Here is a 16,436-nt window from a genome sequence, read left to right as displayed (position 1 = left end):
GAAGGGAATGGAATGGAGAGCTGGGCATCGATCGGTCGGCGAAAAGCTGTTTGATATGTTTAATTACGCCTTGTTGACCATCATCACATTATGTACGTTGTATCCATTGATCTACGTACTGTTTGCTTCCTTGAGTGATCCAACCCGATACATGCAGCATTCGGGGATTCTGTGGAAGCCGCTGGATATGACGTTAAACGCTTATCGGCTCGTGTTTGATAATCCAATGATTATTCAAGGATACATGAATACGTTCCTTATCGTTTCTGGCGGCCTGGTGCTTAATATTACATTGACCGCGTTCGGAGCGTATGCGCTGTCCCGTAAGGGATTGCGATATCGTAAGCAGCTGATGCTGTTTATCGTATTTACGATGTTCTTCAGCGGCGGCTTGATTCCCCTGTATTTTACAGTAAAAGGCTTGGAGCTAACCAATACGCTGTGGTCCTTAATTATTCCACAGGCCATATCTGCTTTTAATCTGATTATCATGAGAACGGCTTTTGAGGCGGTACCGGATAGTCTGGAGGAATCGGCCAAGATCGACGGAGCGAATGAATTTGTTATCTTATTCCGAATCATGATGCCGCTCTGCATGCCGGTTATCGCCGTCATGCTGCTGTATTACGGCGTCAGTCACTGGAATTCATGGTTTCAGGCCATGATCTATCTGCAGGATCGCTCCTTGTATCCGCTGCAGCTCGTCCTGCGGGAGCTGCTGCTTCTGAACGATGCAAGCTCTATGGCAAGCGGTGCGAGCGGCGGGGAAGTCGCCGTCATCGGCGAGACGCTGAAGCATGCGACCATTATCGTGGCGACGGTCCCGATTCTGCTGGTTTATCCGTTTCTGCAGAAGTATTTTGTGAAGGGCGCACTAATCGGTGCCATTAAAGGATAACGATTGGAGGAGATATGATGAGTAAACTAGAGACCCGCCCACATCTCGACTTGGATCTGTGGTGGAATGGTGCTCGCATGAAGGTGGACCGGATATTGGCCAGAAGACCTGATCTTGCACCGCATGCGGCCAAGGACGGAGAATATGACAGATTGACGTTGGATAACTGGATTTCGGGATTTTGGCCGGGAATGCTTTGGATTATTTACGATATGACCGGAGAGACGAAATATCGGGAAGCGGCATGGGATTGGGATATTCGGATGGAGCGCTTGACGCTGGAAGAAAGCCGCTTTCATCATGATGTGGGATTTCAGTATTTGCCTACCTCCGTCATGAAATACAAGTTAACCGGCGATGCAGACGGAAAAAGGCGGGGGCTTGCGGCTGCCAACTTTCTGGCAGGGCGGTTTAACCTGGCCGGCCAATACATCAGGGCATGGAACAAGGATCTTCCCGGCTGGGCCATCATCGATTGTCTCATGAACTTATCCCTATTGTACTGGGCTGCCGAAGAAGGAGAGGACCCGCGATTCCGGCACATCGCAAATGCCCACGCGAACATGGCATTGCGGCATATGATCCGTGCCGATGGCTCCACCTGCCATGTTGCCGTATTTGATCCGGAAAGCGGAGAGCTGCTGGAGTATAAAGGCTGGCAGGGCTATGCCCCGGATTCCTGCTGGTCCAGAGGAAATGCGTGGGCGTTGTATGGGATGGCCAACGCTTACCGATACACAAACAATTTAAATTACTTGCAAGCCGCGAAGCAGGTAGCTCATCATTTTATAGCCTCATTACAAGAACATGGGGTTCCGCCATGGGATTTCCGCGTACCGGATCCCGAAACCGAGCCGTGCGACACTTCGGCCGCGGCCATTGCCGCTTCAGGATTACTGGAGCTGGCTGCCCTGACAACCCCGGAGATAGGCGCTGTGTACCGGAAAGCCGCTGAACGAATAATCGCGGTTTTGTCAACAGAGTATGCAGCTTTCCAGGCGCCTGAGCATGAGGGGATCCTGTTTGGCGGAACCGGCCATAAGCCGGCGGATACCCATATCAATGTATCGCTTATATATGGGGATTATTATTACATTGAGGCACTCGCGAAGCTTCGGGGCTTGGCCCATCGCGTATTCTGATCGGTTATCGGTACGTTAATATTCGAAGCGAGGTGAACGGATATGAGAACGTTATGTAACGCATTAAACCTACGGTCTCTACGATCGATAAGTATGGGACTGGTTATAATCCTGTTGATCGGAACACTGATGATAACACCTTCAGAGGCCCAAGGGGCTTCGAGTGATGCAGGAGGGAGCAGCATGAATCGGATCGAGAGCACGGTAACGGCTAGCAGCTACCAACCGAGCACGAATTACGTACCGGGGAATGTGTTGGACGGGGTATGGGGTGAGGACGCGGAGAGCCAGCAAAGCCGCTGGTCCGCTTCCGGTCAAGGACAATGGCTGCAGTTCGATCTGGGCATGGAACAGACGGTCACGTATGTGAATATTGCTTTTCTGAATGCCAGAGAGCGTCTGTCCAGTTTTGAAATATTAGCTTCGAATACCGAAGATTTCCAATCCAGCACCGTTGTGTTTGAACGACAGTTCAGCCGGCAGCTGCAACCGGAAGACAGCCTATTGCAAACTTATGTATTACAGAGTCCGGTGAAAGCCAGGTATTTGCGGTTGATCGGATATGGCAATAACGCCGGCGGCAGCTCGGGAAACTGGAACAGCATCATGGAAGTAGAGCTTTACGCAGGGAAAGTGCCGGGTGAATCACCGGAAGAGCCACAACCGCCACTTCCTCCTAACGCTGGCGAAGAGAAGGAGGAGGACGTGAAGCCTCCGGAGCTGAAGCGAGTATCGGTTCGTACGGCTGAACAACTCCAGCAGGCGCTGGATCAGGCCGTGGCCGGCACGCTGATTGAATTGAAGGATGGGACCTATGAGCAGAACGGTCCATTTATTGTGAAGGATAAACACGGCTCTGCGGCCTATCCGATTCGGATAACCGGGAAGTCCGGCAAAGCCGTCATCAGCGGCAATAGTTACATGCACATTGAAAATTCAAGTTATGTTGAAGTTAGCGGGCTCACGTTCCGGAACGGGATCGGCGATGAGAATGGAATACAGACCTTGACTGACCGTGGGTTGGCACATCGGGCGCTTACGGGTGTACACCCGGGCATTCAATTGGAAAGCTCAAGCCGGATATCCATTTTAGGCAACAGCTTTGCCTTGAATGAAACAGGCCAGCCTTATCGATTCAAGGCTCAAAACAGGAATGTATGGTGCCTGCTCGATGTCGAGGACAGCTGTCGGTACAGCGGTGATCAGTATGATCCGAATGGCGAAGTATATGAGGGGTTAACGCCATTTGAAGATCCGAAGCTGATAACGGACAATGGCACGCACCGACATTATATCCGGGTCGAAGGAACGAGCAGCCATAACCGGATCGCTTATAATGATATTGGACCTAAGAAGGGTTTTGGCGCAGTCGTGATATATGATGGCGAAGGGCATAGCGGGCAGCATATATCGCAATACGATGTTATTGAATACAATTATTTTCACGGAATCGGTCCGCGGGTAACCAACGGGCTGGAGGCCATCAGGCTCGGTCTTTCCAGTACTTCCCTCTCCTCCGGATATATTACGATTCAGCATAATTTGTTCGACGGGTTTCATGGCGAAGACGAAGTAATATCGGTGAAGAGCAGTGACAATATCATACGGTATAACACGATTCGCAATTCATACGGCGGGATCGTGTCACGACACGGAAACCGCAACAGCTTCTACGGCAACCATCTCATCGGCGATGGGGTGACACCGGGCAGCAGCGGGTTCCGGATATACGGCAACGATCACAAAATCTATAACAATTACATGGAAGGTCTTACGGATAAAGTGATTCGCCTTGATGGCGGAACGCATGACGGCGGGCCGGAAGGCAGTACGAATCCGGTGGTGCGCTGGGGTGGAAGCCAGGAACAAACCGCGAGGCTGGGGGACCTGCCGGCCGAGCAAAGGACTGAACTTCTGCGCGGCCACTGGAGGCAGTACAACGTACAGATTTACAACAATACCATCGTGAATGTCGGCAACCAAACGACGACCTTCAATCTCGGCGGCAGAACCTATCAGCCCGTAGGGACTAAGATTTACAACAATTTGATATTCAGCCATGCAAGTACGATATTCCATGAAACCGATGCGGTTATTCAAGCACCCGATCAGGAGCGGGTGGAGTACAAGGGGAATAAACTCGAGGGGAATGCACCGATCTCGAACAATCCGATCGTGGACAGAGAGATGAACAAACAAGACCTTCGTTTGGTGCGCAGCAAGGACGGACTTATCCGGTTATCCATCTATAGCCCAGCCGTTGACGCTGCCCTGGCTCCTTATGCTGCAGCGGAGGACATGGATGGACAGCTTCGGTATATCCCGGACGTGGGTGCAGATGAGTATGCCTCAGGTAAACAGCGGTCCAATCCTCCGCTCACTGCCCGTGATGTCGGCCCGGACGCCTGGATAAAAAAATAAGGCACCGTGGGGCCCCATCATGTCTGCTACTCTACGACGCCTTTTGTGCGCATCCAGCACTATCATTCCGCCTTCATGCCGACTCTACGGACTTTCGATGTCACACGAAAATCAAAGGTTGTATGTTTATAAATTTCACTCCATTGGTCCGCGGTTTTGACATGGGTATTCCAATACGATGGTTTTCTGGCTCGTACCAATTCGCCGAATCCGAAAATATCGGATTCTTTTTTTGCGTTTTTTGGATTAGTCCGAGCATGAGTTCTTTAACGGATCGTTCATTCTCCCGCGCGATTTCCTCAAGAATATGCGAGTTATTGAGCGGGAGGACTTCCGTATTTTTCTCTTCGACATTCACTTCCGTCACTGCCGTGATCGTAAAATGAGGAAGGCCGTTCTTGATGTCCACCTTGATTTCCGATTCCCGGTTTGTTGCATGAATGGTGACGACCTGAGAGTCGTCTCCAACATGGATGATTCCCCGATATCCTGCCGGACTGATTCCCTTGATGACCAAGTATCCGGCAATTTCAAAGGGTTTTGTCACGCCGACCAGTGTGGCGCCTTTGAAAAAAGCCATGCCGCTGATTTCCACGTTATCGCCCTTCATGATTTGGATGTAAGGCAGAAATCCTTCCTGGCCCTTCTTCGACGAATTGTTCCAGAAAGTTCCGATATAGTCGCTCGGGAACTTGCCATGTTTAACGGCATCGTCCAGCGTGGAGGACAAATACAATGCCGGGACGCGCTCCAGCTTCGGGGCAGCTTCCATCAGTTCTCTCGCTTTCCCTTTGGATACCATCAGCCAGGCCATACGGCGAACTTCCGCGTTTCGGTGGAGATAGTCGTTTAAATTCTCCATCCCCTTTCTGGCAAACTCTTCAGAAACGACGATGACGCGGAGATGTCCAAAAAACAATTTGCCTGATATTTGCTGCTGGAGATTCATCATCGCATCATCGACGGTATGTCCTACAACATCCAGTACCCACACGGTTTCTTGGGCGCCTTCTCCTGAAGCACCGCCTTCGCCGGGTCCGAGCGGTATTCTGCCGGGAAGAGCGATTTGAACGGATAACTGGATCATTTCTTGTTGCGGTGCGGGATATTTCCCTCGAAGATGAGAAATCTCATCTTCACGAATCTCGGCATCCTTGCCGGCCGTGTCGATTGATATACCTAGAACGACCGCTCGTTCCTCAATCTCCATCCGATCCCAGCAGCCTGTCAGAAGTGAGCAGAGGAGAAGAAGGATCATGAATTTTAGGTTAAAGCCGGCGTTTACTCTCTTACTCATTGAGATCCTCCTGAACTCAGACATCTAAACTCACACGAAGACTTTAACAAGGACGATAACCAGAAACCAAACCGTTACGATACTGATATTGATCCAACCCAGCACGCGGGATACTTTTTTTTCCTTGGTCATATTCGATTGTCTGTACTTATTCATGTCGATGAACAGATTGAACAAGCCGCAGAAGAGCCAGATCAGAATGGCAACATCCAAATAACCGCTGTAAATTTCCCCGATCATTTGGCTGCACCTCTTACTTTGCGCAGGATGGCGATGATCAGCAGGATTCCGGGATACGCGATAGTAATCAGCAGTCCATATTTGGATATCATGCTGTTCACTTCATTCAATTGAATCAAGCTTTGGGGCAGCATGGCCAATACGAACAGAAAGGGGAGGATGAAGAAGGACAACATCCCATGGTCCGCTAACCGGAATAGCTTGCTTATCGAGTAGACCGTAAAGTAGTAACAAGAGAACAAGGATGTAAATACAGCCGTTACCCATACGGCTAAAAAGACTGCATCCAAACGTTCCAGCACATTGGCAGGCAATGAAGTTGCCTTGGCAAGCTCCAGTGTCGGCCATAACAGCTTTTTGGTTTCCTCGGCTCCAAACACACCCACCGTTGCAGCCACGATCAAAATATACAAAGCGCCGGTTACCACCATGGCCCATAGGCTGGACCGCATCGCTCTTTCAGGTTTGCACATGGCCGGAATGACCATCATCATAATAAAATAGCCTTGGAACACGGTGGAGAGCGTAATAATGCCTGCCGGTATGCCTCCGGGTTCATTCCCCCATACAGGGAGAACATTGACCAAGTCCGCATTTTTTAACGAAAAGGCGACGATCAAAAGCGCAGGTATCAGAATAAAGGGGCTGTAAAATAAGTGGATATACGTAAAGGTCATAATATTCCGGCGAGAAGAAAATGCAGCCAGCAGAAGCATGACCAGTACGGTAATCTCCAGCGGTGTATTCTTCAGGACGGCCGTAACGACAACCTCGCCGAATTCTCTGGCGACCAGAGAGGTCAAAACCGCAAAAAACGCAATCGAGACCAAGCTTGCGATTCGACCGAACCACTTACCGATGATAACTTCGCTGTACTCCACGTACGAGTCATTCGGAAACCGCATGCCGAGCCGGGTCATGAAGAAAAGTCCGACAAACGCCAGCAGCATTCCCAAAAAAGTAACGAGCGGAGCCCCGGCATCCGCAGCTTTGACCGCAGACAAAGGGAGTGCAAGAACGCCTACTCCCACGATGGTGCTGATCGTAATGGCAGAGGCCTGCAGAACCGTGATTTGGCGCTGTTCATTCATGGTTATCGACCTTTCTCGTCATTAGGTTGGACGGAATTCATGATATTGGTTGAGGAATGATCCACCTGCTCCTTCATTTGATCACCGAGCCTTGACGTGTTCAGCGGATGGAGAAAGGAAGGCCTGTTCTTCATCTTCCACAAGGGCCCACGGGTCAAGAGGTCCCGCATGCCCTGGAAATTGCCGGGAACGAATGGGCTTAGATACGGAACCCCGAACGATTTAAGCGACAATAGATGATTGGCAATCAGAATGATGCCGACCATGACGCCGTACAAGCCGAAGATCCCGGCTAATATGATCAACGGAAAACGCAGCAGACGGAGCGCAAGCGCCGCGTTGTAGGCCGGCGTTGCGAAAGATCCGATGGTCGTTAATGCGATGATGACGATGGTAATCGGACTAGCGAACCCGGCAGATACCGCGGCTTGCCCGATGACGAGCACGCCGACAATGGATAAAGCGCCGCCCACCTGCTGCGGCAACCGGATCGTGGCTTCCCGCAAAACCTCCATCGAAATTTCAATAACGAGCACTTCGACCATCGCCGGAAAAGGGACGCCTGCACGTCCTCCCGCGACGGCGACCGCAAATTCCGTGGGAATCAGCTCAGGATTAAAGGAGATAATCGCCACATACAACGAGGGAAAAACCAAGGAAAATACCAAAGCCACCAGACGGGAAAGCCGAATCGCGCTCATCAATAGAAATCGTTCGGTATAATCTTCGACCGTTTGATAGAACTGGCTGAATACGGTTGGAGCGATCAAGGCGAGCGGGGAACCGTCGACCAGAATGGCCACTCTACCTTCCAGCAGATTTGCCACGACTTTATCAGGCCGCTCCGTATATTGGATTTGCGGAAACGGAGACCAATGATTGTCTTCGATAAACTGTTCCAGATACCCCGAATCCAGCACGGCATCGATTTCAATGGCATCCAGGCGCTTATTCACTTCTTTAACGATTCCGGGATTGGTGATGCCATCCATGTAACAGACCGCAACCTTGGATTTCGTTTTCGTTCCGATCTCCATGGATTTCACGCGGAAATCCGGCGTTTGCAGCCGGTAGCGGAGCAGGGAAATGTTGGTGCCGAGCGTCTCGATGAATCCTTCCCGGGCCCCGCGGATCACCTGTTCCGTCGCCGGCTGTTCTATCGAACGCTGCGTTATTTTTCGTGTATCAATGATAATGGCCTCGTCCAGCCCTTCGATCGCTACGACAGACTGTCCCCTAAGAAGATTGTCGGTGAGCACGGAGATTTTTCGTTCCGAGTATCCTTCGCTGTGATAAAGCGTATCTTTCATCAAAGTGTCCATCAACGCATGGCGAGGGAGGTCTGAAACATCGAGATGGCGAGGGCCATATTTAAGTGGTCTTAATAAAGTATTATTAATGACGGCGTGATCCGTCATATCGGAGAAATAAAACAACACGGCCGGATGCTGCCCGAACACATGGAAGGGATGTATCATAAAATCGTCGTTATCGCCCAGAATTTTCTTGATTTCGGAAGTGGTCTCTTCTAAGCTCTCCGATACGTTCCGGCCCTCTGAACTCGCATCATTTGAATGGGAAGAGACTTCGATTTGGGATTCGTTCGAACCCGCCCATGTGGAAAATGGCATTGTTGCTTACACCTCTCTTGTTTCAACGGTGGTCCGTAGCAGTTGGATAGTTTGATTAAGTATTTCCTCTGTTTGTTATTTTTATCAAAGGAATCCATCTAATGTATTGTATTTAATATATGAATGCGATATATTGCATATAACAAACCTAAAGAGTAAGGATGATAAACCATGCCTGTTCCTAAGAATTATGTCTCTCCCGTACGGATGACCGCAAAGGAAAGAGCCTTCTCCCAAATTCAACGGTGGATTATCGATGGCACGCTTCAACCCGGCGAGAAATTGCTCGACGCCGAATTAACGGAATCGCTTGGCGTAAGCCGAACGCCCATCCGGGAAGCTTTTCAACTGCTTGAAGTACAAGGACTCGTGTCCACGCACCCCGGGAAAGAAACAAAAGTTACGGCCATTGAGAGGGAAGATATCTTTAAGATGTATTCGACCATGGCCGCTCTTCAAGCCTTGGCCGCCGAAGTGACCGCTACCATCATTGTTCCGGAGCAGATCCAGCAATTGCGGGCGATGAATCTGGATTTTGAAAGTGCCATGAAGAGCGGGCAAGCTTATCAAGCCATGGAGTTGGATGAACAGTTTCATAATTTCATCGTGGAGTTGTCAGATAATCCTTATGTCGCTGCATACAGTGCCTCGCTTCAGATGCATATCCGACGGTTTAAGTACGTGTTCTTAAAACAGCCGATTGCTGCCACACAGGCTTCAGTCGATGAGCATGCCTCGATCATCAGCGCTTTCGAGCAGAAGGACCGTGATCGGGCGCAAGCTATGATGAAACAAAACTTCATGCGTCCCATGCAGGAACTACACGGGTTACTCTAAATAGAGGGGGAAGAGGAAGGATGACAAACAAAAAAGATTTACGCATTCGCAGTAAGGTAATCAGTGAGGGCGTCAACCGGGTACCGAACAGGGCGATGCTGCGGGCTGTTGGTTTCACGGATGCGGATTTTAAGAAACCGATGATTGGCGTAGCCAGCACTTGGAGCGAAGTGACCCCTTGTAATATGCATATCGACAAGCTAGCCATAGAGGCCAAGCAAGGGGTACGCAATCATGGCGGCGCTCCGCTTATTTTCAACACGATCACGGTTTCGGATGGCATTTCAATGGGACACGGCGGCATGCTGTTCTCCCTGCCCAGCCGAGAAGCCATCGCAGATTCGATTGAGATCGTGACGGGGGCCGAACGTTTCGATGGTCTGGTGGCGATCGGCGGTTGCGACAAGAATACGCCCGCCTGCCTGATGGCAATCGGACGGATGAATCTTCCTGCGGTTTATGTTTACGGCGGTACGATACAGCCCGGGAAGCTCGATGGCAAGAACGTGGATATCGTCACGGCTTTTGAAGCGGTCGGGCAATATCATGACGGAAAAATGACGGAGGAGCAGTTACATAAGGTGGAATGCAGCGTCTGCCCGGGACCGGGCTCTTGCGGGGGCATGTATACAGCCAATACGATGGCCGCTGCGGCAGAAGCCATGGGGATGAGCCTGCCCGGTTCCTCTTCCACTCCGGCTATTTCACCAGACAAAGCAGCGGAATGCGCTGCGGCTGGAAGGCAGGTCATCTCCTTGTTGGAGCAAGAAATCTATCCTAGGGACATCATGACCAAAAAAGCATTTGAGAATGCGATAACCGTTGTCATGGCTTTGGGTGGTTCAACCAACGCGTTCCTGCATTTGCTTGCCATCGCTCATTCGGTTGGCGTAGATTTGACGTTAGACGACTTCGAGCGAATCCGTTTGCGAGTTCCCCACCTTGCAGACCTGAAGCCAAGCGGACGACATGCCATGCAGGACTTAAACGAAGTCGGCGGTGTACCGGGCGTCATGAAATTATTGCTCGCCGAGGGGCTTCTGCATGGCGATTGTCTGACGGTCACAGGCAAATCATTGGCAGAGAATCTGGCGGAAGCTGCGCCGTTAGAGGGCAGCCAGGAAATCATTCGCCCCATCGATAAGCCGCTGAAGCCGAACGGGCCATTGGTTGTATTAAGAGGCAATCTCGCGCCAGAAGGTGCGGTTGCCAAAATGTCGGGTATGAAGAAGCTGCGTTTTGTCGGACCTGCCAAGGTGTATGACAGCGAGGAGGATGCAACCGAAGCGATCGTGAGAGATGAAATATGCAAGGGCGACGTGTTAGTCATTCGTTATTGCGGTCCTAAGGGCGGCCCGGGTATGCCGGAGATGCTGTCGGTCACGGCACTCATTGTAGGCAAGGGTCTCGGCGGAGAGGTTGCGCTGATTACGGACGGCAGGTTCTCTGGCGGCTCGCATGGGTTCGTTGTCGGTCACGTTGCGCCTGAAGCACAGGTAGGTGGGCCGATCGCGCTGCTGAGGAATGGAGACATGATCACGATCGACAGCGAAACGCAAGAAATGACGTTCGACGTATCGGATTCCGAATTGGCTGCAAGGGCACAAGCATGGCAGCAGCCTCCACTCAAAGTTTCCACGGGCGTATTGTACAAATATGCAAAATTAGTGTCCTCAGCATCGAGAGGCGCGGTTACCGACTCTGCAGAATAAGTGGAATGTCCAGCCCGAAATCTGGCTTATGGTAAAACAAGCTCTTGCGGTTCGCAAGAGCTTGTTTTGATATGAGTGGACCAGTGGCCCATTATCGCAAATGGCTGCTATTGATTTATGAGTTTTCCTTACAGGATATCAACACGCTGTTGTGTTTAGACAAAAAGACATCATAATGCTAACAAAAAAGCATGCGAAGACTAAAAATGAATGCTCGGGTATGTTATGATTTTTAAACTATTATATAATGCAAGCGTTATCATTCGGTTGCACATATCCATTTATATGGTCCAGTTGATCCTGTTCTTTACATTCCATGCCAAGAAGGAGCAGACGATATTGGGAACATTCAAATCCAAAATACTCATATACAGCTTGCTGCTGGGATCCTTTCCGACGATTCTTATCGGATTCTTCTCCTATTTCATCGCCGCCAAAGATGTGGAGGAGAAGGTGAACGAGGGCAATATGCATCTGCTGAACCAGACTCGGATGAGGGTGGAGCAGGTGCTCGATTCCATGCAAAGAACCGCCTTGCAGTTTGAGAACTCCTCGCTGCTGAAGTCCGTGATGGACAGCAAGTTAAGCGGACAGGATTTTATCAAGGTCCGGGAACTGACGAAGGAAATGTTCAACCTGCAGACGCAGACCATTTTAAACCAGGTGTACGTCGTCAATCTAAAACATGAATGGGTCGTGGATTTAAACTCACTCAAACCGCTGGAGGGCGTGAACAGAGCCGAATTCGACCGGTATCTGGATACCCATGAAAGCATATTCTGGGCAGCGGGATCTGGGGAAATCTCGCAGACCGCGAATCCTGTGGAGACGGATCACTGGAACAGTGCCGAACAAACGGCGACAACCCTTCGGCTGGTACACAAATTACCGCTTCTGTCGAAGAGCGCCGCTCCGTCCGGCATTCTGATTCTGCAAATCACCGCCAAAGATATCCGGAGCATGCTGGAACCCGTCAATTTGCGGGCCAGCCAATATATCCTGAACGAGCAGGGAGAAGCGTTCCTGTCGCCAATTCAGGATCGGGAGGCTTACCGCTCGATCAACGGAGAGGTCTTCGCAAGGATTGGGCAGTCCGGTGAACCCCAAGGCGCATTTCACGCAGAGAGCGAAGGCAATAAGGTGAGCGTGCTGTACACCAAATCGGATTATAACGGCTGGACCTATGTATCCGTCGTATCGCTTGATAAAGTGACCGATCAGACGGGAAAGATTGCGCTGATTACAGCGGCAGCCTGTTTCGGGATTATTGTGACCGTGCTGATCGCTTCCTGGTTTGGCAGCCGCAGGATGTATTCGCCAATCCGCAAACTCCACGAGTTCGCGACGAACGTTCAGCCGCAGCAGACCGATGACTACCGGAAAGATGAGTTTGAGTCCATCCGGGAGAGCTTGACCTCCCTTGCCGTTTCAAGAAACGAGCTGGACAAACAGATGAAATCCCAGACGGTGCATCTACGGGAATTCTATGTCCTGAAGCTGTTTACCGAGCAGATGTCCGGAGCCGATGACCAATACGCTTCCGAACGCTACGGGTTTCCAACGGGCTGGGGAAGTCTCGGCGTGCTGCAGCTTGAGTTGGATAACCTTCAACAATCGCGGTTTCAGGAACAGGACCGGGAGCTTCTTCTGTTTGCGGTCAGCAATATCGTGTCGGAAGCCTTGCCCGTAGAGGCGCGTTTCAGTCCGATCGTGCTGAATCATTCCCAGGTAACACTGTTAACCAGTAAAGAGGAGAGTGCCGAAGCTGGTCTAGCTATGTTCTATGAGACCGCTCAGCATATCAAAGCCAAGGTTCATGAATACCTCGGGCTCGAATGCAGCATCGGCATCAGCCACCCGTTTAAGCGGTTGTCCGATGCGAAGCGTGCCTACAAAGAAAGCAGTGCGGCACTCAAACTGCGATTTATTCTCGGGTCGAATATCATCGTGCGTTATGCCGATATTGAGGATCAAGGCAATACTGAGAAGACGGTATACACGAAATTAAGGCTGATCGAGGATCAGATGATGCTTGCCATGGAAGAACGACAGCTTGAACAGGTGGAGCAGCTGTTTCAGCGTTATTTGGATAAATTGCTGTGCAAGGACGGGTTTCATCAAGAGCATCATTTATTGCTGCTGCAGCTGACGTCCAGGACCGTTGGCATAGCCCAGGAGCAAGGATTGTCGATGCGGCAAGTATGGAATGGCGAAGAGGAGCTGAAGCATCTGTTCAGGCTGCAGACACGAACCGAAATTGCGAGCTGGTTCCACTCCAGGTTGTTTAAGCCTGTAATCGGAATTTTGGAAGATATGGCCGATAAACAGTTCGTGAACATCACCCGCCGAATCGTCGATATCGTGCAGGAGCAGTACGATCAAGATATTTCGCTCGACTATTGCGCGGCGGTTATGAATTTTAATCCGGCTTATATCAGCCGGGTATTTAAGAAAGAAATGGGCGTCTCCTTCAGTGAATACATAAGCGAGTACCGAATGAATATCGCCAGAAATTTACTGGCCACGACCGAGATGAAGGTCTCGGAAATCGGCAGGAAAGTGAGCTACACGAATATTAGCGCCTTTATCCGTACGTTCCGTCGTACGTTCGGGTTAACACCCGGCCAGTATCGGGAGCAGCTCTACAGTGAAGAAGGGAAGGGATGATTAGCACCTCCATTCAAAATGTAGACACACCCGGCATAATGGGGCGGGCTCATCTTATGAAGAAATCACCATATCTATCCAAGAAAGCTGTTCCATCCGTAGCATGTTTTACGGTGTTGGAGCAGCTTTTTTGCTCTAAAAAAACGCTCGAGCGGGGTTACGGAAATCGCTGCACGAATCATTCAGTGTGCTGCTAACGTACAGCGCGAAGAACCAACTAAGACTGTATGTCATCTGCGGCACGCGATAGGTAGAATACGGCATATCCGACGGAAAACCGTGATATCTTACCTTCCTTGCAGGATAGGCATTTATCGAAGATTGGTGCTCGAAGTCATGAACGGAGTATAGCCTTACACGAATTTCGTGACGGATAATATAAACATGAAAACGCATACAAGCAGGCAACAAGAACGATGTTCAAACAGGCAATGCCGATGCTTCCAAAGCGAGTTTTGTTCGAAACCGATTCAGGAAGCAACGCTCACAAAACTAAGCCATGCTTCCGAAGCGAGTTTTGTTCGAAACCGATTCAGGAAGCAACGCTCACAAAACTTTGAGGAGAGGTGCTATGAAATCTAATCAAACTCCGGCTGCGGCAGGCCCGCAAGTAAAAAGGGAACTGAGTCTGGAGAAAAGAAGGCTATTACTGAGGGACCTGGTCAGGGACAGGTGGATGTATCTGATGCTGCTGCCCGGTGTGCTGTATTTTATCGTATTTAAATATGTTCCGATGTACGGGGTGACGATGGCTTTTCAGGATTACAAGCCGCATACCGGATTCTTTGGCAGCCCGTGGGTCGGGTTCAAGCATTTCGAGCGCTTTTTCAGTGAGCCGCAGTTTTGGATGCTCTTTCGAAACACCATTATTCTAGCGTTATATAATCTGATCTTTTTCTTTCCGCTGCCGATTATATTGGCGCTCATGCTGAATGAGTTAAGGCGGGAACGCTTCAAACGATTTGTACAAACGTTGATCTATATTCCGCATTTTGTATCCTGGGTTGTCGTTGTAGGTATTTTCTATATTCTGTTTACGACCGAGAACGGCCTTCTCAATGAGATCATTTACCAGATAACGGGCGAGAAAATCGCATTCTTGCTGGAGAAGGATTGGTTTCGGACGATGATTGTTTCCCAGTCGATCTGGAAGGAAGTGGGCTGGGGGACCGTGATCTTTCTTGCCGCCCTTGCAGGCGTTGATCTGCAGCAATATGAGGCCGCACGGATCGACGGAGCCGGACGCTGGCGCCAGCTGTGGCATATCACGCTGCCGGCCATCCGAAGCACGATCATCATTTTGCTTATTCTTCGTTTAGGCAACTTCCTGGACTCGGGCTTCGAGCAAATCTTCCTCATGATCACGCCGACGAATCGGGAAGTGAGTGAAGTATTCGACACGTACGTGTACACCAAAGGGATGACGCAGGCCCAGTACAGTTACAGTGCCGCAGTCGGCCTGTTCAAATCCTTTGTCGGATTGATTCTGGTTCTCGGATCAAACTGGATGGCCAAGCGATTCGGGGAAGAAGGCGTGTACTAGGACCATGCTGCGGATGCATTTTTTCGAAGATGACAGGAGGGAATACAAGTGCGTCAAGATCAAACCTGGGGCAATCGCCTGTTTGATATCATTAACCATTCGGTATTATTCATCGTTGCGATCGTGTGTGTCCTGCCATTCGTGTATGTGCTGGCGGTATCCTTTGCCAGTCCGGCGGAAGTCGCCAAAGGCGGGTTGATTCTATGGCCCAAAGAATGGTCGCTCGTATCGTATCAATATATTTTCTCGTCGGATACACTGCCGCGAAGCTTGCTCGTGTCGATCTATATAACGGTTGTAGGGACGCTGATCAACCTGGCGTTTACGTCCCTGATGGCTTATCCGTTGTCCAAGCCTCATCTCCGGGGGAGAAATCCCATCCTTCTCGGTGTATTGATCACGATGCTCTTTAGCGGTGGCATGATTCCAACGTACTTTGTCGTGAACGGATTGAATCTGACCAACACGTTATGGTCTTTGATGATCCCCAGTGCCATCAGTGCGTTTAACCTGATCGTGCTGAAGAACTTCTTCCAGCAGATTCCCGACGGACTGGAGGATTCCGCCAAAATCGACGGCTGTAACGACCTGGGAGTCCTGATACGGATCGTGCTTCCCTTGTCCCTTCCGGCCATGGCGACATTTGGTTTGTTTTATGCGGTTGCTCACTGGAACACGTTTTTCAATGCGATTCTGTACATCAATGATAACGAGAAGTGGCCGATTCAGGTCCTGCTAAGAGAAATCGTGATTTTGGCACAGAGCCGGGTGGGGGATTCCAGCTTTGACGAAATGGACGTGCAGCCTTTAACGATCCGTATGGCGGTCATCGTCTTTGCCACCGTGCCGATTCTGCTCGTGTATCCTTTTCTGCAGAAGCATTTTGCTAAGGGCGTTATGCTGGGCTCTGTGAAAGGTTAATCGGTTCGAGGCGCCTTCTTCCCAAAGAGGGGTTTC

The 16,436-nt window shown here is 50.4% G+C and carries 11 protein-coding genes and 1 pseudogene; 8 read left to right on the top strand and 4 right to left on the bottom strand.

All coding sequences use genetic code 11. The annotated features are described in order from the left end of the window. The first annotated feature begins 7 nt into the window (after nucleotides 1-7). The 3 genes from HMPREF9412_RS13065 to HMPREF9412_RS31725 all read left to right on the top strand — a co-directional run bounded on the left by HMPREF9412_RS13065 (nucleotide 8) and on the right by HMPREF9412_RS31725 (nucleotide 4,461). Nucleotides 8-898 carry a carbohydrate ABC transporter permease gene (locus tag HMPREF9412_RS13065; protein ID WP_009592045.1) on the top strand — a complete coding sequence of 297 codons (891 nt, stop codon included), beginning with the start codon at nucleotides 8-10 and terminating at the stop codon, nucleotides 896-898. A gap of 14 nt (nucleotides 899-912) precedes the next feature. Continuing rightward, nucleotides 913-2,040, top strand: coding sequence for a glycoside hydrolase family 88 protein (locus HMPREF9412_RS13060; RefSeq protein ID WP_036672108.1), 1,128 nt, complete (start codon nucleotides 913-915; stop codon nucleotides 2,038-2,040). Nucleotides 2,041-2,223: 183 nt separating this feature from the next. Next, entirely contained in the window at nucleotides 2,224-4,461 is a 2,238-nt protein-coding gene (locus HMPREF9412_RS31725; RefSeq protein WP_009592039.1) for a chondroitinase-B domain-containing protein, read from the top strand. A 62-nt stretch (nucleotides 4,462-4,523) separates the two neighbouring features. Here the strand turns inward: HMPREF9412_RS31725 and HMPREF9412_RS13050 are convergent. The 4 genes and pseudogenes from HMPREF9412_RS13050 to HMPREF9412_RS13035 all read right to left on the bottom strand — a co-directional run bounded on the left by HMPREF9412_RS13050 (nucleotide 4,524) and on the right by HMPREF9412_RS13035 (nucleotide 8,720). Continuing rightward, a pseudogene (locus tag HMPREF9412_RS13050) lies at nucleotides 4,524-5,671 on the bottom strand (Ger(x)C family spore germination protein). A 117-nt stretch (nucleotides 5,672-5,788) separates the two neighbouring features. Then, the gene (locus HMPREF9412_RS13045) at nucleotides 5,789-5,998 is read right to left on the bottom strand and encodes a CLC_0170 family protein (protein WP_009592028.1); all 210 of its coding nucleotides are present in this window, start codon (nucleotides 5,996-5,998) and stop codon (nucleotides 5,789-5,791) included. Beyond that, complete coding sequence (locus tag HMPREF9412_RS13040; RefSeq protein WP_009592057.1) at nucleotides 5,995-7,089, bottom strand: GerAB/ArcD/ProY family transporter; 1,095 nt, start codon at nucleotides 7,087-7,089, stop codon at nucleotides 5,995-5,997. Before HMPREF9412_RS13040 ends, HMPREF9412_RS13045 begins: the two co-directional genes overlap by 4 nt. A 2-nt stretch (nucleotides 7,090-7,091) precedes the next feature. Continuing rightward, nucleotides 7,092-8,720, bottom strand: a complete 1,629-nt coding sequence (locus HMPREF9412_RS13035) for a spore germination protein (RefSeq protein ID WP_009592023.1) — start codon at nucleotides 8,718-8,720, stop codon at nucleotides 7,092-7,094. Between the two features lie 171 nt (nucleotides 8,721-8,891). Between HMPREF9412_RS13035 and HMPREF9412_RS13030 the strand changes: the two genes are divergently transcribed. The 5 genes from HMPREF9412_RS13030 to HMPREF9412_RS13010 all read left to right on the top strand — a co-directional run bounded on the left by HMPREF9412_RS13030 (nucleotide 8,892) and on the right by HMPREF9412_RS13010 (nucleotide 16,400). Next, nucleotides 8,892-9,557 (top strand): GntR family transcriptional regulator, encoded by a 666-nt coding sequence (locus HMPREF9412_RS13030; protein ID WP_009592038.1) that lies wholly within the window; start codon nucleotides 8,892-8,894, stop codon nucleotides 9,555-9,557. Nucleotides 9,558-9,577: 20 nt separating this feature from the next. Then, nucleotides 9,578-11,269, top strand: a complete 1,692-nt coding sequence (gene ilvD / locus HMPREF9412_RS13025) for a dihydroxy-acid dehydratase (protein WP_009592016.1) — start codon at nucleotides 9,578-9,580, stop codon at nucleotides 11,267-11,269. Nucleotides 11,270-11,608: 339 nt separating this feature from the next. Next, nucleotides 11,609-13,936 (top strand): AraC family transcriptional regulator, encoded by a 2,328-nt coding sequence (locus tag HMPREF9412_RS13020; RefSeq protein ID WP_036672119.1) that lies wholly within the window; start codon nucleotides 11,609-11,611, stop codon nucleotides 13,934-13,936. A 571-nt stretch (nucleotides 13,937-14,507) separates the two neighbouring features. Next, nucleotides 14,508-15,479, top strand: a complete 972-nt coding sequence (locus HMPREF9412_RS13015) for an ABC transporter permease (RefSeq protein WP_009592008.1) — start codon at nucleotides 14,508-14,510, stop codon at nucleotides 15,477-15,479. A 48-nt stretch (nucleotides 15,480-15,527) separates the two neighbouring features. Continuing rightward, on the top strand, nucleotides 15,528-16,400 hold the full coding sequence (locus tag HMPREF9412_RS13010; RefSeq protein WP_009592041.1) for a carbohydrate ABC transporter permease: 873 nt from the start codon (nucleotides 15,528-15,530) through the stop codon (nucleotides 16,398-16,400). Nucleotides 16,401-16,436: the final 36 nt, after the last annotated feature.

This window comes from Paenibacillus sp. HGF5, assembly GCF_000204455.1.
Classification (GTDB): Bacteria; Bacillota; Bacilli; order Paenibacillales; family Paenibacillaceae; genus Paenibacillus_AQ; species Paenibacillus_AQ lautus_A.
This window is presented reverse-complemented; position numbering and strand designations above follow the sequence as displayed.